Source organism: Lysobacter sp. HDW10 (genome assembly GCF_011300685.1).
Taxonomy (GTDB): domain Bacteria; phylum Pseudomonadota; class Gammaproteobacteria; order Xanthomonadales; family Xanthomonadaceae; genus Solilutibacter.
In genome coordinates, this window is sequence record NZ_CP049864.1 from 171,743 (window position 1) to 194,712 (window position 22,970).

The window sequence follows — 22,970 nt, forward strand, 5'->3', positions numbered from 1 at the left end:
GACGCCCGTGTCACTCGCACTCGCTTCTCTCGGTGGTGAATCCATGGGCACGACGTGGCGCGTGCACATGGCAGTACCGCATCGCGCCGATCTACGCGCACACCACCTACGCATCGAGGGCGTTTTGGACACCGTCGTTGCCGAGATGAGCACGTGGGCCGTGGACGCTGATATCACGCGCTTCAATCGCGCCGATGCGGGCACGACCCACACCTTGCCCGAAGGCTTCAGGCAAGTGCTTACATGCGCACTTGAAATTGCGGCGGCGAGTCAGGGTGCGTTTGATCCGACCCTAGGCGAATTGGTGGGTATTTGGGGCTTCGGTGCGAATGCGTGTCGACCACAAGACATTGGACAACCGCAAGCCGTAAAAGCAGCGCAAACGCGCTATGGCTGGCAACAGGTGCAACTCACGGGCAATCAGCTGTTCCAACCCGGTGGCCTGCGCTTGGACTTGTCGGCCATTGCAAAAGGCTATGCCGCTGATGCGATTTCAGACGCCTTGTGTGCGCAAGGGATTGGGGATGCACTGGTCGAAGTGGGCGGTGAACTTCGCGCGCGCGGTTGCAAGCCGGATGGCAGTGCGTGGCGCATTGCCATTGAAGACGCAACACCGTCGGACGAAGTCACGACACGCGTCATTGCGCTCAATGCGCAGGGCGTCGCCACCAGCGGCGACCGTTGGCACTACAACGACATTCAAGATTGGCGTGTGACGCATACGATTGACCCGCGCAGTGCATCGCCGGTGACGTGCCAACCCATGTCGGTCACCGTCTTGGCAAGCTCCGCCATGCGTGCGGATGCGTGGGCAACCGCCTTACGTGTGCTGGGCCCTGTCGAAGGCATGGCCATGGCCGAGCAACACGCACTCGCCGCACGTTTTCACTGGCTCGACGCAGGCGTTGCGCACGAAGTCATGACCGCCGCGTTTCAACCGCACCTTGTGCAATGAATCCCACTACGCGCCCGCTGAGTGTGTCGGTGATCGGCCAATGCCTCGTCGGTGGCGTGCTTGCAGTGCTGGCCATTTGGTTTTGGCAATTGCAATCGACGACATGGCCAAGCGTGACACACGCGCATGGTGCACACGCAATCGCCGCGGCACTCTCTATTGCATTTGTGGCATTGCTCACGCGTAGCGTTTGGCCACGTCGCACGCAAACGCATCTGACCAAAGCTGTCACCGGGCGTGCTGTCTGGCATGTGTTTCATGCGAGCCAAACCGGTTTCGCGTTTGAGTTGGCCGAACAAACCGTGCAGATGCTGACACGCGCAGGACATACGGCCCGATTGAACGCACTCGACGCATTCGACCCTGAAACCGTGGCCGACGCACGATGCTTATTTGTGGTCAGTACAACGGGCGAAGGCGATCCGCCCGACCCTGCATTAGCGTTTGTCTCTCGCGTCATGCGCCATCGCGCCAGCTTGCAAGGTGTGGAATATGGGCTGCTCGCACTGGGCGATCGCAGCTATGCACACTACTGCGCATTCGGTCACGACCTCGACAAGTGGCTCTCCGACTCAGGCGCATTGCCGATGTTCGATTTGATTGAAGTCGACAACGCAGCGCCGAGCACCTTGCACGCGTGGCAGGCCCAAGTGGCAGCGCTGACAGGTGCGAAAGACAACAGCGCATTTGAACGCGTACCGTTCACCGATTTCAGGCTCACCTCGCGCGCGCTGCTCAACCCGGGCAGTGCAGGCGGCGCGGTTTTTGCGCTGGCGTTGAAGTCTGAAGGCGCACAAGCCCAATGGCGTGCGGGTGATATCGCGGAAGTGCAAACCTATAGACAAGACGGCGAGCCCGGCCCGCACCGTGAGTACTCCATTGCGAGTGTTGCAGAAGAAGGGCAACTGTCGCTGTTGGTGCGCTTGATGCACGACGCCAATGGCAGACCCGGTCTTGGCAGTGGCTGGCTGTGCCAATTCAGCCAACCCGGCGACACACTTTCGCTGCGCATTCGCAGCAATCCAAACTTTCATACACCCGCGGGCGACGTACCGCTGATCTTGATCGGCAACGGCACCGGCATCGCGGGCTTACGCGCGCATCTCAAGGCGCGCATTGATGCGGGTCATACACGTCATTGGTTGCTCTTTGGCGAACGCAACGCAGCGCATGACCGCTTCTATGAAGCAGACATCACGCGCTGGCACGCAGCAGAAAAAATCACGCACTTGGATCGCATTTTCTCGCGCGACGCGGACAGCCCGCATCGTTACGTGCAAGAGGCGCTCGCCGAACACGCCGATCGCCTGCAACGCTGGATCGACGCCGGCGCGGTCATCATGGTCTGCGGCAGCCAAGCAGGCATGGCGCCCGGCGTAGATGCGGTATTGCGTGATGCGCTTGGCGATGACCGTGTGGATCAGCTCTTGGCAGAAGGTCGCTACCGCCGAGATGTGTATTGAGGCCTAGCTGGCTGATTCGTCCAGTGGACGTAGACGGATTAGCAATGCAGTGCCTGCACCTTCCAAACGCACTTTCGTGCGTGCATTGCCGCGCAGTGTCAGCGTGTCTCCGCGCGACAAGTCTTCTTCGCTGTCTGGCAAGCGCATCGTCCCTTCAAGCACATGCACCATCCACGTCTCTTCCGCGGCTTTGAACACCACCATCGAACCCACCAACGGCCGAACTTCCAAGCTGGCCGAGACCTGCGACCGTTGCCACATCAAATTGAAATCTCGCGTCGCACCGGACACGGGCGTTCCGACCAAGGCTGCTTCACCGGCGAATCGCGCACTGCCGAACGGCGGCAGGACGTCCATGCGCTGTCCGTCTTCAAACGTGAGCGCGATGCCCTCGCCTTCTAACAACACCAGAATGCGATCGACCCCGGGGAAGCTTGAAAACGGCGCTTCGGCTACGACATCGGCAATGGAGATGCGCCACTGCCATGCGTCGCATTCCCCCTCACGCGCGATTTCTCGTGTGGTACCGGCGCCGTTCTTCCAAGCTTGCGGATGTATTGCCGCAAATCGAATGATGTGTTGATCAACCTGCATGGATTGATTTTAACGCGGCACGCGCGCCCACTCACCAACATGCGTACGTTTTGACGATGTGGTGAACACAATTCGGCCTCGATTCTTCTCCAAGGTCTTGCTGCCGATGCCTTTGACTTCGGCCAAATCTTCAATCCGTTTGAACGGACCATTGGCCTCTCGGAACGCCACAATCGCCGCGGCTTTGGCCGGCCCGATGTTCAACAACACGCGATCGAGCGTGGCCACATCTGCGGTATTGATATCGACGGTTTCATCCGCGCGCGCAGGTGCAGCGACCGCCAATGCCACGCATAACAACAAAGCACTCAAAGATTTACGAAACATCTTGCACAGCCTCTCGCATCAGTCAGTGCAGCAGTTTTGCACCCTATCCACTGAACAACGATGCGGAAACGCCCTAAAAACAGGTCGGAAGACCCCGCAATGATCGCCGACTCACACAGCAAGGGCTAAAATCAACTGATGGAAAATGGAGCCGACATGGACACCCAACGCATTACCGACTACGTCAATGAAAAATGGGACAGCGAGATCGTTCCCCAATTGGTCGAATACATCAAGATTCCGAACAAATCACCGATGTTCGATACGGATTGGGTGAAGAACGGCCACATGGCCAAGGCAGTCGCCTTGATGGAAACCTGGGCCCGTGCGCAAAAGATTCCTGGCATGACCGTCGAAGTCGTGCAGCTTGAAAACCGCACGCCGCTCATCTTCATCGATATTCCGGCCAATGGCACTGACGACACGCAGGACACCGTCCTCTTGTACGGCCACCTCGATAAACAGCCTGAAATGACCGGCTGGGACGAAGCCGAAGGCCTCTCGCCTTGGGCCCCGGTTTTGAAAGGCGACAAACTCTATGGCCGTGGCGGCGCAGATGATGGCTACGCCATTTTCGGCTCGCTCACCGCCATCCTCGCACTGCAATCGCAAAACTTGCCGCACGCACGCTGCGTCATCTTGATCGAAGCGTGCGAAGAATCCGGCAGCTATGACTTGCCCGCCTACGTTGACCATCTCGCGCCGCGCTTGGGCAAACCCTCGCTCGTCGTCTGCTTGGATTCCGGTTGCGGCAACTACGAACAACTGTGGTGCACCACCTCACTGCGCGGGCTCGCCGGCGGTAATTTGCGCGTCGATGTGTTGGAAGAAGGCGTGCATAGCGGCGACGCCTCTGGCATCGTGCCCTCCAGCTTCCGTTTGCTTCGCCAAATCATCGACCGCATTGAAGATGAAACCACCGGCAAGATCAAACTAGAAGGTCTGCACGTTGAGATTCCGCAAGAACGCTTACAGCAAGCAGGCAAAGTGGCAGAAGTGCTCGGCAACGAAGTGTTCGACAAGTTCCCCTTGGTCGAAGGCATTCAACCGATGGCGAAGGAAAACACCGAGCTGGTGTTGAATCGCACGTGGCGACCGGCGTTGTCGATCACCGGTGTCGATGGCATGCCGGCTTTGGCCTCGGCGGGCAATGTGCTGCGTCCCTTCACTGCTGTGAAGTTGTCGCTTCGATTGCCGCCCACGCTGGATGGCAACACCGGCGGACAAATCCTGCAGGACGCTTTGCTGAAGGATCCGCCGAACAACGCAAAGGTGAGCTTCTCGCTAGAGAAGTCATCCACCGGCTGGAACGCACCTGCGCTCTCCACTTGGCTGTCTGATGCGATCGACCAAGCCAGCGCGACCTTCTTCGGCAAACCCGCGATGTACATGGGCGAAGGCGGCACGATTCCCTTCATGGGCATGCTCGGCGAGAAGTTCCCCGCCGCCCAATTCATGATTACGGGTGTCTTGGGCCCACACAGCAATGCCCATGGTCCGAATGAGTTCCTGCACATCCCGATGGGCAAGAAATTGACCGCCTGTGTGGCACATGTCATCTCGGCGCATTTCGCGGCCAGCCAGCGCGGTGAGACTACCGGATCAGGCGTTGCAGCCGACTCCGGCGACCGTCACGGCGACCATGGTTGCTGCTAAGCATCTTTGGGTACTATGGGGTTTCCGACTGTCGTCCCACTGGAGAAAGATGCATGTTTGAATCTTGGATCGGTTACATCGTTGGTGGTTTGGTTATCGGTATTCTCGCGCGCTGGATCAAGCCGGGTGCAGACCCGATGGGTTGGATCCTCACCATCATTCTCGGCATCATCGGTGCAGTGGCCGGGGGTTATCTGAGCCTACAGATGGGCGTGACCAACAGCTTGATGCAGTGGGCGATTGCCATCATTCTCGCCATCGTTCTGCTGTTCATCTACGAAAAGGTTCGTAAGCCGAAGGCGCGCCTCTAACTCGACGCGCAAACGCTGAATATCCGATGGACCCCGGCTTGCCGGGGTTCATTTTTTCCGGACAATGAAACCCATGACTGATTCCATTGAAAACCTTCGCGCTGCCGAACGCCTTGCATGGGCGCGTGCCGCCTTGGGTCATCCGAGCGTCGAACTCGAACGCGCTTCGACCGATGCCGGTTTCCGCAGCTACTGGCGCACGGTCGGTCATACCCCTTCTCGCATCGTCATGGACTCGCCGACCGACAAAGAAGATGTGCGTCCTTGGCTGCGTATGCGTGACGTGCTTGAAGCAGCCGGTGTTCGCGTACCCGTCGTGCTCGCACAAGATGTCGACAAAGGCTTCCTCTTGTTGGAAGACTTAGGCGTCAACACCTATTTGCAAGACATCGATGCGCACAATGCCGATGCGTTCTTCGACGCGGCGATCATGCAATTGATCAAGCTGCAGAAGGTCGACGCACCGGCCGATCTGCCGCGCTATGACGACGAGATGCTCGGTCGTGAACTGCACTTGTTCGACACTTGGTTTTGCGGCACGCATCTAGGGCTCAGTTTGAGCTGTGAAGAGATGGAACAGCTCGATGCGGCGTATCGCTTTTTGATCAACAACGCGCTCGCGCAAAACGCGGTCTTGGTCCATCGTGACTTCATGCCGCGCAATTTGATGCAAGCCGACAATGGTCCTGCCGTGCTCGATTTTCAGGATGCCGTCGTCGGCCCGATTGCCTACGACGTCTTGTCGCTATTCAAAGATGCATTTCTCAGCTGGCCGCCCGAACGGGTGGATGCTTGGCTGCAGCGCTATCACGCGATGGCAGATGCGGAAGGCTTACCGGTACCTGCGCTTGACGCCTTCGTTCGTGATGCCGAGTTGATCGGCGTGCAACGCCATTTAAAAGTCATCGGGATTTTCGCCCGTTTGCATCATCGTGATTCGAAGCCCAAATACCTCGCTGATGTGCCGCGGTTCTTCGACTACCTCGAAGGTGTGCTGCCGAAATATCCCGAACTCAGCGCACTGGCAGCCTTCGTGCATGCGCGCGTCAAACCCGCGATGCACGCGTTGGAAAACGCACCACAGGCACCTGCGGCGTGAGCGTGCAGGCTGCATTGATCTTTGCCGCAGGTTTGGGCGAACGCATGCGGCCGCTCACCGATCACACACCGAAACCGCTTTTGGAAGTCGGCGGCAAACCCTTAGTGGTGTGGCACCTCGAAAACTTGGCCAGCGCGGGCGTCAAACACGTGGTCTTGAATACCTCTTGGCTCGCCGGTCAATTCGAACCTGCGCTCGGAGACGGCAGCCGCTGGGGTTTGAAGCTCAGTTACGTCTACGAAGGCGCAACGCCACTCGAAACAGGCGGCGGCATGCACAACGCGATGCAAACGCTTCAAGAAGGATGTTCCGCTGATGCACCGTTTATTGCGGTGAACGGTGACATCTGGAGTGACTACGATTTCTCGCGCTTACCCGATCACCTCACCGGCTTGGCGCATTTGATTCTTGTCGACAATCCCGTGCAACACCCGAAAGGTGACTTTGCTTTGGCCGACGATGGTCAGGTGCATTCGACGGGTACACAGACGCTCACCTTCTCAGGAATCGGCGTGTATTCACCGAGATTGCTCGACGGCTGGCAACACGTAATCGGTGACGCGCCTGGCAGCGAAGCGACACCTCCGCGTTTCAAGTTGGCGCCACTGCTGCGCCACGCGATGCAAGACCGACGCGTGACCGGCGCGCACCACAACGGCCATTGGACAGACGTGGGCACGCCTGACCGTTTGGCCGCGCTCAATGTCGCGCTTGCCTAAGGCCTCAAACGCCCGATTGCTCGGGAAAGACGTCACGCAAAAAAGGAATTGTCACGCGCCGATGCGCCGCCAAGGTGGCGTGGTCGATGACTTCCATGGCGGCCATCAAGGCCGTCGCATCGCGATCGAAGCGTCGCAACATCCACTGCACCGCCGCATCATCCATGTCCATGCCACGCGCGATCGCGGCGTTGTGCAGCATGCGCGCGCGTCCTTCGTCATCCAATGTGCGCATGACGACCTGTTCGCATTGCGCCAAACGCGAACGTAAATCTGCAAGCGAGAACATCGTCTCTTGCACCGGCTTTGCCATGGCATAGACGATGTTCGCGCCCGCGTCTGTCATCGCATTATGAAAATGGAACAAGGCCTCTTCGTCTTCCGCGCTACCGAGTGCGGCATCCAGATGGTCGATACACACCAACTGATTGGCACGCTGCATCGGCAAAACATGCGTCAACGCGCCGCGCAATCCGAGTGCAGACACATAGGCCGCAGAAACCCCTTCGCATCGTGCATGCGCAGCCATCGCCATGAGCACGTGCGTTTTACCAGAGCCTGTCGCGCCTGTGACGCAGACATGCGTGCGCACCGCAAGGCACGCGATCGATTCCAACCGCGATCGCAGGCCTGCGTCGACACCGATCAAGGCGTCGAATCCCGTGCTGCGTGCATTACCGAGCGCCAAAGGCAACTGCGGAATCGCCGGTGTCATGAGACCTCGTCGTTCCGATCAGTGAGACCGTCATCCTCAAGAATGATGACCGGGCGTTCGTGGAAGGTGTCGCCGCCGTATAACTTGCTCGCCGTATAGCGTGCGCGTGCGTAACGCAGCAACACATTGGCAACAGCGGCAACCGGCAATGCAATCAACATGCCAAGGAATCCGAACAACTGTCCGCCAGCCATGACCGCAAAGATCACCGCGACGGGATGCAAGCCGATGCGGTTGCCGACGAGTTTCGGCGTGAGCCAATAGCTTTCGATCACTTGGCCGATGCCGAACACCGCAGCCACACCAACAAGATGTTGCCAGTCGCCGAACTGGACAAGCGCGGCGATTGAACCGAGCACAATAATTGTGGCGGGGCCCAAATACGGCACAAACGTAAACAAGCCGCCCAACAGGCCGATCAAGATGCCGAGTTCGAGCCCGACCACGCGCAGACCGACGGCATACAAGACCGCAAGAATCAGCATCACTGACAACTGCCCACGCAGGAACTCACGCAACATTTGGCTCGATTCGGCAGCCAAGTTGTGCACGGTTTGCACGTGATTGCGCGGCACCAAAGACTCGGCGCGCTCCACAAACAAATCCCAGTCACGCAAAAAGAAGAACGTCAGCACCGGAATCAGCACGACATTCGCCACCATGGCCAATACGGCAAAGCCGGATTTGCCCACATAGGTCAGTACCTGTGATGCAAAGTCGCCTGCTTGACCCCAGTGCGCGCGCACCAGTTCAAACAGGTGGTCTTGATCCAAGTAGCCGGCAATATTGATGTGGAAGCGCGATTCGATCGTCGGCACCAAGGTGCCCATGATCCATGCGCGGTACTTTGGCATCGATTCGATCAAGGTCACGACCTGACGCTCGATCATTGGCAACAGCACTAACAAACTGATCAGGGTGACCAGCAACATCATTGCGAATACTAAAATGACGGCTGTATTGCGTGACAGTCCGCGCGCTTCAAGGCGATCTGCGAGTGGGTCACCCATCCATCCCAAAAGTGCCGCCACCGCAAACGGCGTCAGCACCGGTGCCAGCAACCACAAGACCCACAATGCAAAGAATGCAATGGCAGCCCATTGCAGCCTTTTGAAGAACGTCGCGATCTCGTCCAGTGCGATGCGGGAATCTTGCGTCATTTGAGCCTGTAGCTTGCGCCCGTCATGCCTTCGTCGGTGGTGTCGGTGTCGATGCGTTGAAGCTCAACCACCGCACTATCAAACGCTTCTTGACCACCCACCATGCCCACTTCAAGCGTCAGGCTGTTGCCGTCTGCCGAAAGCGGAAACAGGCTCTTCACGCCGGGTTTGGATTCAATGGCATTGATCAAGGCGCGATAGCGATCACCGCTCTCAATACCGCTGACAGTCAACACAAACTCGGTCGGCTTCGCGGCTGCCGGATCCGGCTTCTTCGCCGGGCGACCGCCGCGCGCGTATTTGCGTAACAGTGCCTCACCTGCGATGTCCGCACCCTTGGCCATCGCACGACGTGCATCGCCATCGACGGCGCTTGTGCGTGCCAGGACGCGACCTTTATCTACGAAGGTCCAATCGGCCTTCCAACCTGCACCGCTGCGATACACCTTGCCGATCAATTGCATCGGTGGTTGATAGGCCTGCGAGGCACGCGCAACGGCAGCCGTATCTCCGCGCCAAATCGCCCCTGCCACGGCTTGCTCTGCGGCATTGCCTGCAGGCAAGCCCAATCGATAGCCGCGTGCCTTGGCGCGGTCTAAGACAGGACGCGCCGCATTGACTTGCGGCAGACCCACAAGACGTGGGCCTGAGCCGTCATCAATGGCCATCCACAACACCGGCTTCGGGCGTGGCGTCGGCCAAACGGGCAAGCCCGAATGGTTGACCAATTCACTGACTTTGGATTCGTTGAAGCGCACGACCAGCATGGTCTTGAACGTCGGTGCACCCGTCGATGACGTGCCTTCGTCCTGTCGATAGTCGTACCCGCTGACGTAGCTGGATGCGTTGCGCAGGGCTTCAGCGACGCCTTCTCGTGCAATCGGGTTGCTGTCACCCGTCACATTGGTCAAAACCTTGAGCAAAGCGCGCGCCATCCCGTTGTTGCGCTGGGCCACGGTTTGATTGTTGACGGGTACTTCGGCGGCGTATGGACCGGCGGCAGATATCGCATCGCCTTCCACGCGCTGCGCATGTGCAGGCCCAAAAGCCAACATCAAAGCGATAAACCCGGCCCCGATCAATCCTGCGCGCATGCCATTTCCCACTTCCTTTACCGAAGGAATATGTTGCCGCATCCAAGATGAGCCGTCCATCACACTGCCGCCCAAAGCCCTTGATTGTTAAACTTACGGGCTCAGCCCTGCCCTGCGGACACCCAGTGAACTCACCTTCCGACGACGCCCAAACCCCCATGACCTACCGCGATGCCGGTGTGGACATCCATGCGGGCAACGCCTTGGTCGAGCGCATCAAGCCCTTGGTCAAGCGGACGACGCGCCCTGAAGTCATGGGTGGCCTGGGCGGTTTCGGCGCCCTGTTCAACTTATCGGGTAAATATCGTGAGCCCGTCCTGGTGTCCGGCACCGATGGCGTCGGCACAAAATTGAAATTGGCGCAGCTCTACAACCGTCATGACACGATTGGCATCGATTTGGTCGCCATGTGTGTCAACGACGTGTTGGTGCAAGGCGCCGAGCCTTTGTTCTTCCTCGACTATTTCGCGACGGGCAAGCTCGACATCGACACCGCAGCCAACGTCATCGCAGGCATTGCCACCGGCTGTGAGCAATCAGGGTGCGCATTGATTGGCGGCGAGACCGCCGAGATGCCCGACATGTATGCGCCGGGCGAATACGATCTCGCAGGGTTCTGCGTCGCCGCTGTTGAAAAAGACAACATCATCGACGGCAGCAAAGTGCGCGAAGGCGATGTGTTGATCGGTATTGCGTCGAGTGGTCCGCACTCAAACGGTTACTCGTTGATTCGCAAAATTCTCGAGCGCAGTGGCGCTGATCCGAACATGGACATGGGCGGTGTGTCGTTGATGGATGCCTTGATGGCACCGACGCAACTCTACGTAAAGCCTGTTCTGAAGCTGTTGGCCTCGCACGACATTTCCGCGATGGCGCATATCACCGGCGGTGGCCTCACGGAAAACATCATTCGTGTGATTCCAGAAGGTCTCGGGCTCGACATTGATGCACGCAGCTGGGAGATGCCGCCGGTATTCCAATGGCTGCAGCGCGAAGGCAATGTCGCATTGTCTGAAATGTGGCTGACCTTCAATTGCGGTATCGGATTTGTGTTGATTGCATCGCTTGCGAATGTGGCAGCGATTGAAGCCGACTTGGACACGCAGTCATTGCGTCATTGGCGCATCGGCCAAGTCGTGAAAACGACTGACGCCGAAGCACGCGTTCGCATCGGTTGATCTGACATGCGCCTGCGACTCGCCGTGCTCTGCTCGGGGCGAGGGACCAATTTGCAGGCGATACTCGATGCGATTGCCAGTGGCGATCTCTCGGCAGACGTCGTCGGTGTCTTTTCAGACAAGCCCGCAGCAGACGCTTTAAAGCGCGTACCCGAGGCCTTGCGTTGGGCAAAGCCGATTCGTGCATTTGCAGATCGCGCCGCCTATGAGCAGGCTTTGAGCGACGCGGTCGCTGCAACCGAGCCCGACCTTGTTGTTTGCGCGGGCTACCTGCGCATCTTGTCAGACGGCTTTATCGCCGCTCAGCGCGGTCAGATCATCAATGTGCACCCGTCGCTGCTACCCAAATTTCCGGGGTTAGCGACACACCAACGCGCACTGGATGCCGGCGAATCAGAGCATGGCGCGACCGTTCACCAAGTGATTCCCGAGCTCGATGCAGGCCCCGTGTTAGGGCGGATTCATTTGGCCATTCAATCGGGTGACTCTGCTGAGACGCTCGCTACACGCGTCTTGGCCGCGGAGCATACCTTGCTCATTGCGGTGCTCAAGCTGCTCGCAGCGGGCGAATTGAAGCTGAACAGTAACGGCGGTATTTCCGCTGGTCACCAGCAATTTAGGTCGCTTCGATTAGAGTGCGGCGAATGAATTGTTTCTCCCGCCTCGCCGCTCTCACATTCGTCTTCGGCGCCCTTTGGGCCGGCCATGCGCGTGCACAAGATGCCGTGCCCCAAGTCGTGCTTGATCCAGAGAAAAAAATCTTGATCGAAGGCCAGCCGCACCCTTTGCAAGGCTTTCAATCGACTTACCAAGTGTTTCGCAAAGGCGATTTGGCCGGCACGGCCATGATGCAAGTGGTGCACTTGGGCTCGAACCGCTGGCGCGTCGATCTAGGCATTCGCGGCACCAAGGGATTGGCCGGCTTCGCGGCGCTTAACTCACAGCAAAGCACGGTGTTCGATCAAGTCGGTGCACTGTATGTGCCCGTGTCTCAAAGCACCGTGCTAAAGACCTTGTTGAGCTCGGACAAGATTGTGGGCGTCTATAACTGGAACACGCACACAGCAAGTTGGACGGGCGACATTAAAAAATCGCGTCGTCTGCCGGTGTCATTGCAAAGCGGCGATATGAATTTGCTGTTGGTCAATCTTGCGGTCGTGCGCGATGCGCAGCCTGGCCTCAGCTTGGACTATCGATTGGTAGATCGCGGTCGCGCAAAACCGATCCATTTTGTCGTCGCGCCAGAGCAAGAGGCTTTGCAGTTGGGCGAAGACAGTTTCCAAGCCTTGGCGGTGCGTCGCACGGGCGTCTCCGCTGATGAAAGTTTGACCGTGTGGGTGTCGGAAGGTGTGCCGACGCCGGTTCGCATGGTTTTGGTTCAAGATGATGTCGGTGAACTGGATCTCCAGCTCTCTTCTTACAAGGTAATCCAATGAATATTCGCAAGCACGCTTTGTCCACAGCGCTTTTGGTGTCCGGTGCCCTGTTCGCAACCGGCGCAGTACAGGCCGGAGATTTGAAGCCTTTCAATGCGACCTACAAAGCCACGTACATGGGCATGTCCGGTACCGGCAAAATGTCCTTGGAACAAACGGGCAATCGCAACAAGGTCGTGTTGAGCGTCGATGCATTGCTCGGCTCTGCGACTTATTCCAGCGTGTTCGACGATAACGGTGGCAATTGGAAATTGGTGTCCAGCACCGACCATCGCAAATTCGTCGGCAAGAAAATGCTGCGCACCGGCGCCTTCGATTGGAGCAAGGGCGAAGCACGCTGGAGCGGCGACGTCAAAGCAGATCGCCAAGGCCCAATCAAGTTGCAAGCCGGTGACGTCGATCCGATTGCGTTGGACCTTGCACTCGTGCGCGACGTCAAGGCGGGCAAGCCGTTGCGCTATCGCATGCTTGAAAGCGGTAAAGCGAAATCGATGAACTTCACCGTGGCCGGCAAAGAAACCGTGACCGTGGGCGGCAAGTCAGTCACTGCGACGAAAGTTGTCCGCACCGACAACGGCGACGAACTGGCGGTGTGGGTGGCAGACGGCTATCCGGTACCCGTGCGCTTGCGTCAGACAGACGATGGCGCAGTGACCGATCTGAAATTGCAGTCGGTCAATTAATCAACGCGTGAAGTACGCGATCCGGCGTTAATCAATACGCCGGATCGTTGCGCCGAGGCCGGCGAACTTTTGCTCGATATTTTCGTAACCACGATCCAAGTGGTAGATGCGATCAATCTGCGTTTCACCTTTCGCGACCAAGCCCGCAAGAATCAAACACGCAGACGCACGTAGATCTGTTGCCATCACCGGCGCCCCGGACAAGGTGTCGACGCCGCGCACAATCGCCGCGTGACCATCGACTTTGATGTCCGCACCCAAGCGCTGCAGCTCTTGAACGTGCATAAAGCGATTTTCAAAAATCGTTTCGTTGATCATCGATGCACCCTCAGAGATGCACGACATCGCCATGAATTGCGCTTGCATATCGGTCGGGAACGCCGGATGCGGCGCCGTCACGATATCCACGGCTTTCGGACGTTTGCCGTGCATGTCCAAGGTGATGTCATTACCTGCGACCGTCACTTCCGCGCCCGCTTGTTCAAGCTTGCGCAACACCGCATCCATGGTGTCCGGGTTCGCATGTTTGCAGGTCACGCGCCCGCCGGTCATCGCTGCCGCAACCAAGAACGTGCCGGTTTCAATTCGATCTGCCAACACGTCATGCGTTGCACCGTGTAGTCGTTCTACACCTTCTACGGTGATACGCGCGGTCCCCGCGCCTTCAATCTTTGCGCCCATCGCAATCAAGCATTTCGCAAGGTCGACGATTTCAGGCTCCATGGCCGCGTTTTCCAACACGGTCGTACCCTCAGCCAACGTGGCCGCCATCAAGACGTTTTCAGTTGCACCGACACTCACCATGTCGAACACCACCGTGGCGCCTTTCAACTTTTTGGCCGTAGCGCGGATATAGCCGTGCTCGACGACCACTTCTGCACCGAGCGCTTCCATGCCTTTCAAATGTTGATCGACCGGACGCGACCCAATTGCACAGCCGCCTGGCAATGACACTTCTGCGGCACCGTACTTCGCAAGCAAGGGCCCCAACACGAGCACCGAAGCACGCATGGTGCGCACAAGTTCGTACGGCGCCACATGCGAGTTCACCGTGCGCGGATCGACGACGATGGCACTGTCGATACCGGTTCCAAACGTTGCTTCATCGATACTGATCGTTGCGCCCAAACCTTCGAGCACTTTGGCCGTGGTTTTCACGTCGTGCAGATTAGGCACATTGCGCACCGTCACCACTTCGTCTGCCAACAAGGTGGCACACAGAATTGGCAGCACGGCATTCTTGGCGCCAGAGATCACGACTTCGCCGTTCAGTACCGCACCACCTTCAACAACAATCTTTTGCATTTGAAATCCTGGAATTCGAACGGCTTAGCAACCGGCGGCTGCGGCTTCGTCTTGCGTCAATGTCTTGAGGGCAAGCGCATGGATCTCGCCGCCCATCTTGTCGCCCAAGGTGGCGTAGACGAGACGATGGCGCGCTAAGGGCAGCTTGCCCTTGAAATCATCACTGATGACTTGCGCTTCAAAATGCACGCCGTCCTCACCCTGCACGACCACCTGCGCACCCGGCATACCGGCCTCAATCATGCTGCGAATGGTGTCTGGGTTCATAGGTTGCCTCGTGCGGTTTAAACTAGCCGTACAGCGTAACGGATGACCGTTGAAATGTCCGAGAAAGGAATGCCGGAGGCCATGGATTTCGCCGCAAGCGGACGACGTGTATTCGAGGTTGAAGCCGATGCGCTTCGCGTCGTTGGCGCACGTATTGACCAAGACTTCTCTGCGGCCTGTGCCGCCCTGATGGGCACCACTGGCCGCGTGGTCTGCGTCGGCATGGGCAAATCAGGCCACGTCGCGCGCAAGATCGCCGCCACCCTCGCCTCCACCGGGACGCCTGCGTTTTTTGTGCACCCGGGCGAAGCGGGCCACGGTGACCTCGGCATGATCACAGACGCCGACACCGTTCTCATGCTGTCGAACTCGGGCGAGACCGACGAACTGCTCATGCTGCTGCCCGTGCTCGCACGCCAAGGCAATCGGGTCATCGCCATGACCGGTCGCCCTGAATCGACCCTGGCGCGCGCTGCAGATCGACATCTGGATGTCAGCGTGCCCGTGGAAGCCTGCCCGCTCGATCTAGCGCCCACCAGCAGCACCACGGCCGCCTTGGCCATGGGTGACGCTCTGGCCGTTGCCCTGCTCGAAGCACGTGGCTTTACCTCAGACGATTTTGCGCGCTCACATCCCGCAGGCAGCCTCGGACGCCGCTTGCTTCTGCATATTCACAACGTGATGCACGTGGGTGACGAAGTCCCGCGCGTGAGTGAGCACGCCAGCCTGAGCGACGCCCTGGTCGAAATGAGCCGCAAGCGCTTGGGCATGACCGCCATCACCCGCGAAGACGGCGAGCTGCTCGGCCTCTTCACCGACGGCGATTTGCGCCGCACATTGAACACGCCGGGCCTGGACGTCCACACCACGCCCATCGCGTCGGTCATGACGCGTGCACCGCGCACGATCGGGCCGCAACAACTTGCCGTAGAAGCCGCGCAGTTGATGGAAGCCCATCAGATCAATGCACTGTTGGTTGTCGACGAAAACGCCAAACTTGTCGGCGCGCTGAACATTCACGACTTGTTGCGTGCCCGCGTGGTCTGATTGCCTATGTCTTCAAAGCCCCATTCACCCGATCTCCATGCCCGCGCGAAAGCGGTGCGTCTGGTCGCCTTCGATATCGACGGCACACTCACCGATGGGCGTTTGGTGTTCGATTCAGAGGGTCGTGAACTCAAAGCCTTCCACTCGCAAGATGGCATGGGCATTGCCCTGCTGGTGCGCCATGGGTTTGAAGTTGCATTTGTCACTGCGCGGGAAAGTCGCATCGTCGAAGCCCGCGGACGTGAACTCAAGATTCAGCACATCCATACCGGCGAGAAAGACAAATCAGGATGCATCCGTGCATTGGTTGAACGCCTTGGCATGTCTTTGGATGAGGTCGCCTTCATGGGCGATGATTTGCCCGATTTGGCGGTGATGCGTCTTGTCGGCTTGGCCGCAGTGCCGTCAGATGCACACGCATGTGTGAAGGCGATTGCGCATTTTGAATCCGAAAAAGCCGGCGGTCGCGGCGGCGCGCGCGAGTTGTGCGACGTCTTACTGCAAGCACACGGGTTTGCAGACGCGATTTACAGCCCGGGTGACGCGCAATGAACTGGCGCGGTGCGATTACAGCGGCTTTGGTCGTTGGGGCGCTGATCTCCGGCATCGCCGTGTGGCAGGCACAACAACGCTTGCGATCTGAAGCACCCGATCAAGCTGCCCCGGACTACGTCTTGCATAACTTCACGTTGGTGGCTTTGAACGCCACGGGCACGAAGGCGTTTACGTTGCGAGCACCGTTGCTGGAGCGCAACCCAGTCGACCACAGCATGACCCTGCAAACGCCCCGCTTCACGTTCCCCGACAAAAAGAGCCGTTTGTGGGAAGCCACTTCGAATACCGCATGGGTATCCGACAAGGCAGAAGAAGTACGTATGCGTGGTGCGGTTCGCCTGTATTCACCCGATGGTCAATCCAAAGCCGTGATGCGCAGCGAGAAAATGAATGTTTTCCCGCAGCAAAACCGTGCCGTGAGTGATGTCGAGGTCGCGGTAACCCAGCCCGGCGTTATACTTCGCGGTCGAGGATTCGAGGCCCAAATGGACCAAGATCGCGTCACTCTGAAATCGGAAGTCCGAGCCCAATATGACCCCAATGTCTCTCAGTAAGCACGTGTTGAGTGCCCTCGCGATGGCCGCCTGCTTTGCCGGCGCCGCACAGGCGCGTTCCAGTGATCGCAAGGCGCCGATGAATATCGAAGCCTCGACCCAGGAATGCACCCTGGGCGCAAAAATGGTCTGCACCCTGTCGGGCAACGTGATCATCACGCAAGGCACGCTCAAGGTAAACGCGGGCCGCGCCGTCATCACGCAAGCCGATGGCCGCCCTCAGCGTGGCCAGTTGTCAGGCGGCGTGACCGTGAATCAAGAATTGGATGACGGCACGCCGATGTCCAGCAAGTCAGCCAATGCCGACTACGATTTCATCAACGAAGTCATTACCTTGACGGGCAATGTGACCGTGACACAACCGCGCGGCTCCATGTCTGGTGCACGCATCGTCTACAACACGAAGACTGGCCAAGTGAACAGTGGGGGCGATGGCACCCGCGTCAAAATGGTCATCATGCCCAAGGGTTGATCGATGCTGGTTGCAGAAGGTTTACGCAAGCAATACAAGTCGCGCGAAGTCGTCAAAAACTTTGGCTTGACATTAAATCCCGGAGAAGTGGTGGGTCTGCTTGGCCCGAACGGTGCCGGCAAAACCACATGTTTCTACATGATCGTTGGCTTGGTACAAGCCGATGCCGGTCGCATTGTGTTGGATGGCGAAGACATCACCTCCAAAGCGATGTACACGCGCGCTACGTTGGGCGTGGGCTACCTCCCGCAAGAGCCGTCCGTTTTTCGCAAGCTCTCGGTACGCGACAACATCAAGCTCGTGCTTGAGTTGCGCAAAGATCTCAATAACGTTGAACGCGCGCGTGAGCTTGAATCATTGCTGGAAGAACTGCAGGTCACGCACGTTGCAGAACAAATGGGTGCAAGTCTCTCGGGCGGTGAACGCCGCCGCGTAGAAATCGCGCGCGCCCTCGCCGCAAAACCGCGCCTAATGTTGCTAGATGAGCCTTTCGCCGGCGTTGACCCTATCTCGGTCACCGAAATTCAACGCATCGTGCGTCACTTGAAAGACCGTGGCATCGGCGTGCTGATCACCGATCACAACGTCCGTGAAACCTTGGGTATCTGCGAAAGAGCGTATATTCTCAACGAGGGGGCCGTCTTGGCGCAGGGAACACCTGACGAATTGCTGGCTGATGCTGATGTACGCCGTGTCTATCTCGGCGAAGGCTTCAAGCTGTAGCACTGTGCCAACCGGTCCGTCATACGTACCGGAGGTTCTTTGAAGCAACAACTGCAAGCGAAACAATCGCAACAACTGGCGCTCACGCCCCAGCTGCGTCAGTCCTTGCATCTGTTGCAAATGTCAGCGCTCGAACTCGATGCGGAAATTGCGCGCGTTTTGGAAGAAAACCCGCTGTTGGATTGGATCGAAGAATCCGAATCCCTGCCGGATGCCGATCAAAACGCAGCCGTCGGTGAAACCATTCAAACCACCTCCGATGTGCCGGTAGAATCCCCCGACCAACCGCTCGATTCCATTTCCGATTGGGCAAGCAATAAAGATATTGCGTGGGAACACAGCGGCGGCTCCGGCAGTGGTCAAACCGATGATGACGATGACGACGACAGCCAACGTGGCGAACGCATTGCTGCGCAAGAAACCTTGCATGAACATTTGATGTGGCAATTGCGCATGAGCCAGTTGTCTCTGCGTGCACAAGCCATCGGCGAGGCACTGATCGACGGTATTGATGACGACGGCTATTTACGCGAATCGTTCGACGGCATTCGTGATGTGCTTGAAGGTCAGTACGCGGTCGACGATGCCGAAATTGAGTCGGTGTTGCAGCAAATTCAAGTGTTCGACCCGGTCGGCTCCGGTGCTCGGTCTTTGTCTGAATGTTTGTCACGACAGCTTGATTTGCTTGATGGCGACGCGACCCTCATCGCGCACGCACGCACCTTGTGTAACAACTGCCTGGAACGGCTGCCCAAAATCGGATTGGCAGGCATCGCAAAAACCTTGGCCTGCGATGAGACCACCGCGCAAGCGGTGTTGGAATTGCTCAGAACCTTGGACCCCAAACCCGGCAGCGCGATTACGCCGCTTGAAGCAGACACCTATGTCGTCCCGGATGCCGTTATCTGGCGCGAGCAAGGCGTTTGGCGATCGGCACTCACGGGGCATTCGGTACCGCGGGTGGGTATTCACCAAGCCTATGTCCGAATGATGGCCCAAGCATCGCGCGAAGATGCCGGCTACATGCGTGAGCACCTGCAAGAGGCACGCTGGATTCTGCGTGGCATCGAAGCGCGCGGCGAAACCTTATTGAGCGTCACCCGCTGTTTGGCGCGCGAACAGTCCGCCTTTCTGGAGTTCGGCGAGATGGCCTTGCGCCCCCTCACCCTGCGCGCCATCGCGCAAAAGCTCGATTTGCATGAATCCACCGTGTCTCGCGCCATCGCGCGCAAATACATCCGGACGCCGCGTGGCACCATCGCCATGCGCAGCTTCTTTGCATCCGGCATCGAGTCGGACGCGGGAGAAACGTCCAGCGCTGCCATTCAAACGATGATTCGCGAGCTCATTGATAAGGAAAACCCGCGCAAACCCTTGTCGGACGCGGCTTTGACGAAACATCTGAACGACACCGGTGTGCCCGTTGCACGCCGAACCGTGGCCAAATATCGCGAAGCCATCGGTTTACCTGCGTCTTCCGATCGGATGCGCTTGGCGTAAACGGTAAATTGAAGAAACGCTCACGTTTTCTTTATTCACTTTTCAATTGATTTGGCGCATTCTGGGGTTGCAAGCGGTCATAACCACAGGAGGAAAGACAATGCGTATTGATGTCCATGGTCACCAAATCGAAGTTACCGATGCACTCCGTAGCTACACCACGGAAAAAATGGAACGCCTCGCTAGGCACTTCGACCATCCGCTGGATGTGCGCACCCAACTTTCCATCGAACGGCCGAATCACTGTGCTGAAGGCCATGTCACGGTTGCTGGGAAGGTATTACACGCGGATGCCACGGCACCGACCATGTATGCCGCGATTGACGTTTTGGTCGACAAGCTCGACCGCATTTTGATGAAACACAAAGAAAAGATGGTGGACCATCACCGCGGCGGCAGTTTGTCCAGGACTGACACGATCGCCTGATCGTTCGACCCGTTTAGGGTCAAGTTGGTATCCTTCAAGGCTCGACACCATGCGAGCCTTGGAGAGCGTGCATGACTTCACCTTTACTGGACTTCGACCGCGTCATTCTGCTGTCTGAGGCCGAAGACCGTGAAACCATTCTGCGCGAAGCTGCGTTTCTGCTAGCTTCCCCTGGTCTGGATTACGAAGCCGTTTTTGAGGCACTGCGCACGCGCGAAGCGATGGGCAGTACGGCCCTCGGTCAGGGCGTCGCTGTGCCGCATGGCCGTCTGGACAACTTGGAAACGCGACGCGCCTGCTTTATCAAGCTGGTCAACCCTGTCGATTTCTCAGGTGAGCCTGTGGATTTGGTCTTGGCGGTCTTAGTGCCGAAGACCGGACAACAAGGGCATTTGCAATTGCTGGCCAAAGTCGCCGAGAAATTCGCGCGCGATGGTTTTCGTGATGCCTTGCGCGCGGCGAATACCAAGGGACTTTTGTACGCAGCCCTCACTTCTTCTCAAGGATTCGTCGAATGATTCCCGGGGCGTCTGCGCAAGATCTGTTTGATGGTTTGCTTGAACGGCTCGATTGGCGCTGGGTGGCCGGCAAGGACGGCAGCACGCGATCCGTTGAAGCGATCAACACCAATGCACGACGTCCCTCGCATTGCGGCTATCTCAATATTATTTATCCGAACAAAGTGCAGATTCTGGGGGCGGAAGAATTGCAGTGGCTCGACACTTTGGAGTCGCGCGAACGCTGGCGCATCATTCAACGTATTTTCGAGGCACGACCGCTCGGCATTTGTATTAGCAAGAATCAAGACTGTCCCGAAGACTTGATTGAAGCGGCAAATGAATCCGAAACACCGATTTGGATTTCGCCCAGACGCGGCCATGAATTGCTCAATCACATCCAGTATTGGATGGCACGTCGCCTTGCACCGCGCACCACCTTGCACGGTGTGTTTATGGAGGTCTACTCCATCGGCGTGCTCATCACGGGTGAATCAGGGTCCGGTAAAAGCGAATTGGCGTTAGAGCTCATTACGCGCGGACATCGCTTGGTGGCGGACGATGCCCCGGAGTTCACGCAAATCATGCCAGACGTTCTTGATGGCGCCTGCCCCGAACTGTTGCAAGACATGATCGAAGTGCGCGGTCTTGGCGTATTAAATGTACGCAACATGTTCGGTGACACGGCAGTCAAACGAAATAAGTACCTGCGTTTGATTATTCATCTCACACGTCCGCATCTGGAACCACGTGCAACCGGCATCGAACGTCTCACCGGTGAAGTCGATACAGTCCGCGTCCTCGACTTGGACGTGCCGCGGATTACTTTGCCCGTGATGCCGGGTCGCAACTTGGCGGTGTTGAGTGAGGCTGCAACACGTCAGCACATTTTGCGCACGAAAGGCGCTGACCCTGCGGCTGCCTTTATGGCACGTCACTCGCATTTCTTGGAAATATCGAAATGACGACGCCAAAACCGCGCAAGCTGATCATCGTTTCGGGCATGTCTGGCTCCGGCAAGTCTGTGGCTATGCGCACACTCGAAGATCTCGGTTTTCATTGTGCAGACAATTTGCCGCTGGAAATGTTGCCCCAATGGGTGAGCATTTCTGACGAAAGTGAAGGCGAAGAGGAGACATCGGTCAACCTCGCGGTCAGTTTGGACATTCGCAGTCGAGGTGATTTGGCGCGTACGCCCGAACTTTTGTCTGCGGTTGGCAAACTCGGCTTCGATCCGAAGCTCGTATTTTTTGATGCCTCGAACGAGTACTTGTTGGCACGGTATGCCGACACGCGTCGACGCCATCCGTTGAGCAAATACGGTTTGGCGCTGGCCGATGCCATCACGCTCGAACGTCAAGTATTGAAGCCACTGTCTGCGCTCGCAGATTTGCGCATCGATACCAGCGGTCTGAACGTGCACCAATTGCGACGCGAAGTGATTTCCGCGTTTACTTTGGCTGAAGAACGCACACTGTCCTTGTTGTTTGAATCCTTCGCATATCGTCGCGGGATTCCCGGGGATGCAGATTTCGTATTCGATGCGCGGATGTTGCCGAATCCGCATTGGGATGCCGTGTTGCGCCCGCTCTCTGGCCGCGATCCTGAAGTGCGTCAATATTTTGAACAGCAGTCTGATGTGGGCATTTACTTGAGCCAGATCAGAAACTTCCTCGATACGTGGTTGCCCAAGATGGCGACGGATACGCGAAGTTACGTCACAGTGGCATTTGGGTGTAGCGGCGGCCGCCATCGTTCCGTTTATCTTGCTGAGCAACTTGCACGGCACGCGCGTGACTCAGGCTGGCAACAAGTTGCCACCTACCACCGGGAGTTGGAATGAGCGTCGGCATTTTGTTGGTCACACATCCAGGCATTGCACCCGCACTGGTCGCTGCCGCAAGCAAAGTGGTTGGCAATTTCCCGCTGAAACTCGCCACCTTTGAAATGCCGTTTGAATCCACGGTTGAAGATGCCCTGCCCGCCGCCAGCGCAGCCTTGCGCAAGGTCGATAGCGAAGACGGCGTCTTGATCTTGGTGGACCTCTACGGTTCAAGCCCCAGCACTATCGCGGCGCAACTGGCGCGTCTCGGCACACCGGCACGTCGCGTGGCCGGATTAAACCTTTCCATGTTGTTGCGTGTCATGAACTATCCGGAGAATGCATTGGATGCAATGCAATCGGTGGCCTCATTGGGCGGTCGCAATGGCGTCATCTTGGACGAGATCTGAA

28 protein-coding genes are annotated in these 22,970 nt (G+C 57.7%); 21 read left to right on the top strand and 7 right to left on the bottom strand.

Annotated features, from left to right (window positions below; translation table 11 throughout):
- Nucleotides 1-7: 7 nt before the first annotated feature.
- Both G7069_RS00825 and G7069_RS00830 read left to right on the top strand, forming a co-directional pair.
- Entirely contained in the window at nucleotides 8-955 is a 948-nt protein-coding gene (locus G7069_RS00825; protein ID WP_240912596.1) for an FAD:protein FMN transferase, read from the top strand.
- On the top strand, nucleotides 952-2,418 hold the full coding sequence (locus G7069_RS00830; protein WP_166293365.1) for a sulfite reductase subunit alpha: 1,467 nt from the start codon (nucleotides 952-954) through the stop codon (nucleotides 2,416-2,418). The genes G7069_RS00825 and G7069_RS00830 overlap by 4 nt, the downstream gene beginning before the upstream one ends.
- Nucleotides 2,419-2,421: 3 nt before the next feature.
- Here the strand turns inward: G7069_RS00830 and G7069_RS00835 are convergent, their stop codons facing one another.
- Together G7069_RS00835 and G7069_RS00840 are read right to left on the bottom strand one after the other, a co-directional pair.
- Nucleotides 2,422-3,012 (bottom strand): HutD family protein, encoded by a 591-nt coding sequence (locus G7069_RS00835; RefSeq protein ID WP_166293366.1) that lies wholly within the window; start codon nucleotides 3,010-3,012, stop codon nucleotides 2,422-2,424.
- Between the two features lie 9 nt (nucleotides 3,013-3,021).
- Nucleotides 3,022-3,339 (bottom strand): ComEA family DNA-binding protein, encoded by a 318-nt coding sequence (locus G7069_RS00840; RefSeq protein ID WP_166293367.1) that lies wholly within the window; start codon nucleotides 3,337-3,339, stop codon nucleotides 3,022-3,024.
- A 156-nt stretch (nucleotides 3,340-3,495) separates the two neighbouring features.
- Here G7069_RS00840 and G7069_RS00845 point away from each other — a divergent pair, with 156 nt between their 5' ends.
- The 4 genes from G7069_RS00845 to G7069_RS00860 all read left to right on the top strand — a co-directional run bounded on the left by G7069_RS00845 (nucleotide 3,496) and on the right by G7069_RS00860 (nucleotide 7,124).
- Nucleotides 3,496-4,995, top strand: a complete 1,500-nt coding sequence (locus G7069_RS00845) for a M20 family metallopeptidase (protein ID WP_166297392.1) — start codon at nucleotides 3,496-3,498, stop codon at nucleotides 4,993-4,995.
- 53 nt (nucleotides 4,996-5,048) lie between these two features.
- Nucleotides 5,049-5,306 (top strand): GlsB/YeaQ/YmgE family stress response membrane protein, encoded by a 258-nt coding sequence (locus G7069_RS00850; protein WP_166293368.1) that lies wholly within the window; start codon nucleotides 5,049-5,051, stop codon nucleotides 5,304-5,306.
- Between the two features lie 73 nt (nucleotides 5,307-5,379).
- Nucleotides 5,380-6,405 carry a phosphotransferase gene (locus G7069_RS00855; protein ID WP_166293369.1) on the top strand — a complete coding sequence of 342 codons (1,026 nt, stop codon included), beginning with the start codon at nucleotides 5,380-5,382 and terminating at the stop codon, nucleotides 6,403-6,405.
- 44 nt (nucleotides 6,406-6,449) lie between these two features.
- On the top strand, nucleotides 6,450-7,124 hold the full coding sequence (locus G7069_RS00860; protein ID WP_240912682.1) for a nucleotidyltransferase family protein: 675 nt from the start codon (nucleotides 6,450-6,452) through the stop codon (nucleotides 7,122-7,124).
- Nucleotides 7,125-7,128: 4 nt separating this feature from the next.
- On the opposite strand, the gene G7069_RS00865 is transcribed toward G7069_RS00860, so the two are convergent.
- The 3 genes from G7069_RS00865 to G7069_RS00875 are packed head-to-tail and all read right to left on the bottom strand — an operon-like array spanning nucleotide 7,129 to nucleotide 10,093.
- Nucleotides 7,129-7,839 carry a DnaA/Hda family protein gene (locus tag G7069_RS00865; RefSeq protein WP_166293370.1) on the bottom strand — a complete coding sequence of 237 codons (711 nt, stop codon included), beginning with the start codon at nucleotides 7,837-7,839 and terminating at the stop codon, nucleotides 7,129-7,131.
- Complete coding sequence (locus tag G7069_RS00870) at nucleotides 7,836-8,999, bottom strand: AI-2E family transporter (RefSeq protein WP_166293371.1); 1,164 nt, start codon at nucleotides 8,997-8,999, stop codon at nucleotides 7,836-7,838. Before G7069_RS00870 ends, G7069_RS00865 begins: the two co-directional genes overlap by 4 nt.
- Nucleotides 8,996-10,093, bottom strand: a complete 1,098-nt coding sequence (locus tag G7069_RS00875; RefSeq protein ID WP_166293372.1) for a DUF2066 domain-containing protein — start codon at nucleotides 10,091-10,093, stop codon at nucleotides 8,996-8,998. The genes G7069_RS00870 and G7069_RS00875 overlap by 4 nt, the downstream gene beginning before the upstream one ends.
- A 158-nt stretch (nucleotides 10,094-10,251) precedes the next feature.
- Here G7069_RS00875 and purM point away from each other — a divergent pair, with 158 nt between their 5' ends.
- From purM to G7069_RS00895, 4 genes are read left to right on the top strand one after another with little or no spacing between them, the layout of a single operon-like run.
- Nucleotides 10,252-11,271 (top strand): phosphoribosylformylglycinamidine cyclo-ligase, encoded by a 1,020-nt coding sequence (gene purM / locus G7069_RS00880; protein WP_166293373.1) that lies wholly within the window; start codon nucleotides 10,252-10,254, stop codon nucleotides 11,269-11,271.
- Between the two features lie 6 nt (nucleotides 11,272-11,277).
- Nucleotides 11,278-11,919 carry a phosphoribosylglycinamide formyltransferase gene (purN, locus tag G7069_RS00885; protein ID WP_166293374.1) on the top strand — a complete coding sequence of 214 codons (642 nt, stop codon included), beginning with the start codon at nucleotides 11,278-11,280 and terminating at the stop codon, nucleotides 11,917-11,919.
- The gene (locus tag G7069_RS00890; protein ID WP_166293375.1) at nucleotides 11,916-12,707 is read left to right on the top strand and encodes a DUF3108 domain-containing protein; all 792 of its coding nucleotides are present in this window, start codon (nucleotides 11,916-11,918) and stop codon (nucleotides 12,705-12,707) included. Before purN ends, G7069_RS00890 begins: the two co-directional genes overlap by 4 nt.
- Nucleotides 12,704-13,390, top strand: coding sequence for a DUF3108 domain-containing protein (locus G7069_RS00895; protein ID WP_166293376.1), 687 nt, complete (start codon nucleotides 12,704-12,706; stop codon nucleotides 13,388-13,390). Before G7069_RS00890 ends, G7069_RS00895 begins: the two co-directional genes overlap by 4 nt.
- Nucleotides 13,391-13,417: 27 nt before the next feature.
- Here G7069_RS00895 and murA read toward each other — a convergent pair whose 3' ends face one another.
- On the bottom strand, nucleotides 13,418-14,695 hold the full coding sequence (murA, locus tag G7069_RS00900) for a UDP-N-acetylglucosamine 1-carboxyvinyltransferase (RefSeq protein WP_166293377.1): 1,278 nt from the start codon (nucleotides 14,693-14,695) through the stop codon (nucleotides 13,418-13,420).
- Between the two features lie 24 nt (nucleotides 14,696-14,719).
- A complete protein-coding gene (locus G7069_RS00905) occupies nucleotides 14,720-14,962 on the bottom strand; it encodes a BolA/IbaG family iron-sulfur metabolism protein (RefSeq protein WP_166293378.1) in 243 nt (80 codons plus the stop codon).
- Nucleotides 14,963-15,016: 54 nt separating this feature from the next.
- On the opposite strand from G7069_RS00905, the gene G7069_RS00910 reads away from it, so the two are divergent.
- From G7069_RS00910 to G7069_RS00960, 11 genes are all read left to right on the top strand, one after another.
- Nucleotides 15,017-16,009 (top strand): KpsF/GutQ family sugar-phosphate isomerase, encoded by a 993-nt coding sequence (locus G7069_RS00910; RefSeq protein ID WP_166293379.1) that lies wholly within the window; start codon nucleotides 15,017-15,019, stop codon nucleotides 16,007-16,009.
- 6 nt (nucleotides 16,010-16,015) lie between these two features.
- Nucleotides 16,016-16,561 (top strand): HAD-IIIA family hydrolase, encoded by a 546-nt coding sequence (locus G7069_RS00915; protein ID WP_166293380.1) that lies wholly within the window; start codon nucleotides 16,016-16,018, stop codon nucleotides 16,559-16,561.
- Entirely contained in the window at nucleotides 16,558-17,118 is a 561-nt protein-coding gene (lptC, locus tag G7069_RS00920) for an LPS export ABC transporter periplasmic protein LptC (protein ID WP_166293381.1), read from the top strand. Before G7069_RS00915 ends, lptC begins: the two co-directional genes overlap by 4 nt.
- Nucleotides 17,105-17,590 carry a lipopolysaccharide transport periplasmic protein LptA gene (gene lptA / locus G7069_RS00925; RefSeq protein WP_166293382.1) on the top strand — a complete coding sequence of 162 codons (486 nt, stop codon included), beginning with the start codon at nucleotides 17,105-17,107 and terminating at the stop codon, nucleotides 17,588-17,590. The genes lptC and lptA overlap by 14 nt, the downstream gene beginning before the upstream one ends.
- A 3-nt stretch (nucleotides 17,591-17,593) precedes the next feature.
- On the top strand, nucleotides 17,594-18,313 hold the full coding sequence (gene lptB / locus G7069_RS00930) for an LPS export ABC transporter ATP-binding protein (protein ID WP_166293383.1): 720 nt from the start codon (nucleotides 17,594-17,596) through the stop codon (nucleotides 18,311-18,313).
- Nucleotides 18,314-18,352: 39 nt separating this feature from the next.
- A complete protein-coding gene (locus tag G7069_RS00935) occupies nucleotides 18,353-19,813 on the top strand; it encodes an RNA polymerase factor sigma-54 (RefSeq protein ID WP_166293384.1) in 1,461 nt (486 codons plus the stop codon).
- Nucleotides 19,814-19,913: 100 nt separating this feature from the next.
- Nucleotides 19,914-20,240, top strand: coding sequence for a ribosome-associated translation inhibitor RaiA (raiA, locus tag G7069_RS00940; RefSeq protein ID WP_166293385.1), 327 nt, complete (start codon nucleotides 19,914-19,916; stop codon nucleotides 20,238-20,240).
- 71 nt (nucleotides 20,241-20,311) lie between these two features.
- The gene (locus G7069_RS00945) at nucleotides 20,312-20,758 is read left to right on the top strand and encodes a PTS sugar transporter subunit IIA (protein ID WP_166293386.1); all 447 of its coding nucleotides are present in this window, start codon (nucleotides 20,312-20,314) and stop codon (nucleotides 20,756-20,758) included.
- Nucleotides 20,755-21,702, top strand: a complete 948-nt coding sequence (gene hprK, locus G7069_RS00950) for an HPr(Ser) kinase/phosphatase (RefSeq protein ID WP_166293387.1) — start codon at nucleotides 20,755-20,757, stop codon at nucleotides 21,700-21,702. Before G7069_RS00945 ends, hprK begins: the two co-directional genes overlap by 4 nt.
- Nucleotides 21,699-22,580 carry an RNase adapter RapZ gene (gene rapZ, locus G7069_RS00955; RefSeq protein ID WP_166293388.1) on the top strand — a complete coding sequence of 294 codons (882 nt, stop codon included), beginning with the start codon at nucleotides 21,699-21,701 and terminating at the stop codon, nucleotides 22,578-22,580. Before hprK ends, rapZ begins: the two co-directional genes overlap by 4 nt.
- Nucleotides 22,577-22,969: a PTS sugar transporter subunit IIA gene (locus tag G7069_RS00960; RefSeq protein WP_166293389.1), complete on the top strand. Its 393-nt coding sequence runs from the start codon at nucleotides 22,577-22,579 to the stop codon at nucleotides 22,967-22,969. The genes rapZ and G7069_RS00960 overlap by 4 nt, the downstream gene beginning before the upstream one ends.
- Nucleotide 22,970 lies beyond the last annotated feature (1 nt).

Bases quoted from the DNA above. Each gene is read 5' to 3' on its own strand.
- G7069_RS00845 (WP_166297392.1), top strand. From the start codon at position 3,496: ATGGACACCCAACGCATTACCGACTACGTCAATGAAAAATGGGACAGC.
- G7069_RS00870 (WP_166293371.1), bottom strand. From the start codon at position 8,999: ATGACGCAAGATTCCCGCATCGCACTGGACGAGATCGCGACGTTCTTC.
- raiA (WP_166293385.1), top strand. From the start codon at position 19,914: ATGCGTATTGATGTCCATGGTCACCAAATCGAAGTTACCGATGCACTC.
- G7069_RS00830 (WP_166293365.1), top strand. From the start codon at position 952: ATGAATCCCACTACGCGCCCGCTGAGTGTGTCGGTGATCGGCCAATGC.
- purM (WP_166293373.1), top strand. From the start codon at position 10,252: ATGACCTACCGCGATGCCGGTGTGGACATCCATGCGGGCAACGCCTTG.
- G7069_RS00945 (WP_166293386.1), top strand. From the start codon at position 20,312: ATGACTTCACCTTTACTGGACTTCGACCGCGTCATTCTGCTGTCTGAG.
- G7069_RS00875 (WP_166293372.1), bottom strand. From the start codon at position 10,093: ATGCGCGCAGGATTGATCGGGGCCGGGTTTATCGCTTTGATGTTGGCT.
- G7069_RS00915 (WP_166293380.1), top strand. From the start codon at position 16,016: ATGTCTTCAAAGCCCCATTCACCCGATCTCCATGCCCGCGCGAAAGCG.
- G7069_RS00835 (WP_166293366.1), bottom strand. From the start codon at position 3,012: ATGCAGGTTGATCAACACATCATTCGATTTGCGGCAATACATCCGCAA.
- G7069_RS00860 (WP_240912682.1), top strand. From the start codon at position 6,450: ATGCGGCCGCTCACCGATCACACACCGAAACCGCTTTTGGAAGTCGGC.
- hprK (WP_166293387.1), top strand. From the start codon at position 20,755: ATGATTCCCGGGGCGTCTGCGCAAGATCTGTTTGATGGTTTGCTTGAA.
- G7069_RS00865 (WP_166293370.1), bottom strand. From the start codon at position 7,839: ATGACACCGGCGATTCCGCAGTTGCCTTTGGCGCTCGGTAATGCACGC.
- lptB (WP_166293383.1), top strand. From the start codon at position 17,594: ATGCTGGTTGCAGAAGGTTTACGCAAGCAATACAAGTCGCGCGAAGTC.
- lptC (WP_166293381.1), top strand. From the start codon at position 16,558: ATGAACTGGCGCGGTGCGATTACAGCGGCTTTGGTCGTTGGGGCGCTG.
- G7069_RS00910 (WP_166293379.1), top strand. From the start codon at position 15,017: ATGTCCGAGAAAGGAATGCCGGAGGCCATGGATTTCGCCGCAAGCGGA.
- G7069_RS00905 (WP_166293378.1), bottom strand. From the start codon at position 14,962: ATGAACCCAGACACCATTCGCAGCATGATTGAGGCCGGTATGCCGGGT.
- G7069_RS00895 (WP_166293376.1), top strand. From the start codon at position 12,704: ATGAATATTCGCAAGCACGCTTTGTCCACAGCGCTTTTGGTGTCCGGT.
- G7069_RS00960 (WP_166293389.1), top strand. From the start codon at position 22,577: ATGAGCGTCGGCATTTTGTTGGTCACACATCCAGGCATTGCACCCGCA.
- lptA (WP_166293382.1), top strand. From the start codon at position 17,105: ATGTCTCTCAGTAAGCACGTGTTGAGTGCCCTCGCGATGGCCGCCTGC.
- murA (WP_166293377.1), bottom strand. From the start codon at position 14,695: ATGCAAAAGATTGTTGTTGAAGGTGGTGCGGTACTGAACGGCGAAGTC.
- purN (WP_166293374.1), top strand. From the start codon at position 11,278: ATGCGCCTGCGACTCGCCGTGCTCTGCTCGGGGCGAGGGACCAATTTG.
- G7069_RS00840 (WP_166293367.1), bottom strand. From the start codon at position 3,339: ATGTTTCGTAAATCTTTGAGTGCTTTGTTGTTATGCGTGGCATTGGCG.
- G7069_RS00850 (WP_166293368.1), top strand. From the start codon at position 5,049: ATGTTTGAATCTTGGATCGGTTACATCGTTGGTGGTTTGGTTATCGGT.
- G7069_RS00890 (WP_166293375.1), top strand. From the start codon at position 11,916: ATGAATTGTTTCTCCCGCCTCGCCGCTCTCACATTCGTCTTCGGCGCC.
- rapZ (WP_166293388.1), top strand. From the start codon at position 21,699: ATGACGACGCCAAAACCGCGCAAGCTGATCATCGTTTCGGGCATGTCT.
- G7069_RS00855 (WP_166293369.1), top strand. From the start codon at position 5,380: ATGACTGATTCCATTGAAAACCTTCGCGCTGCCGAACGCCTTGCATGG.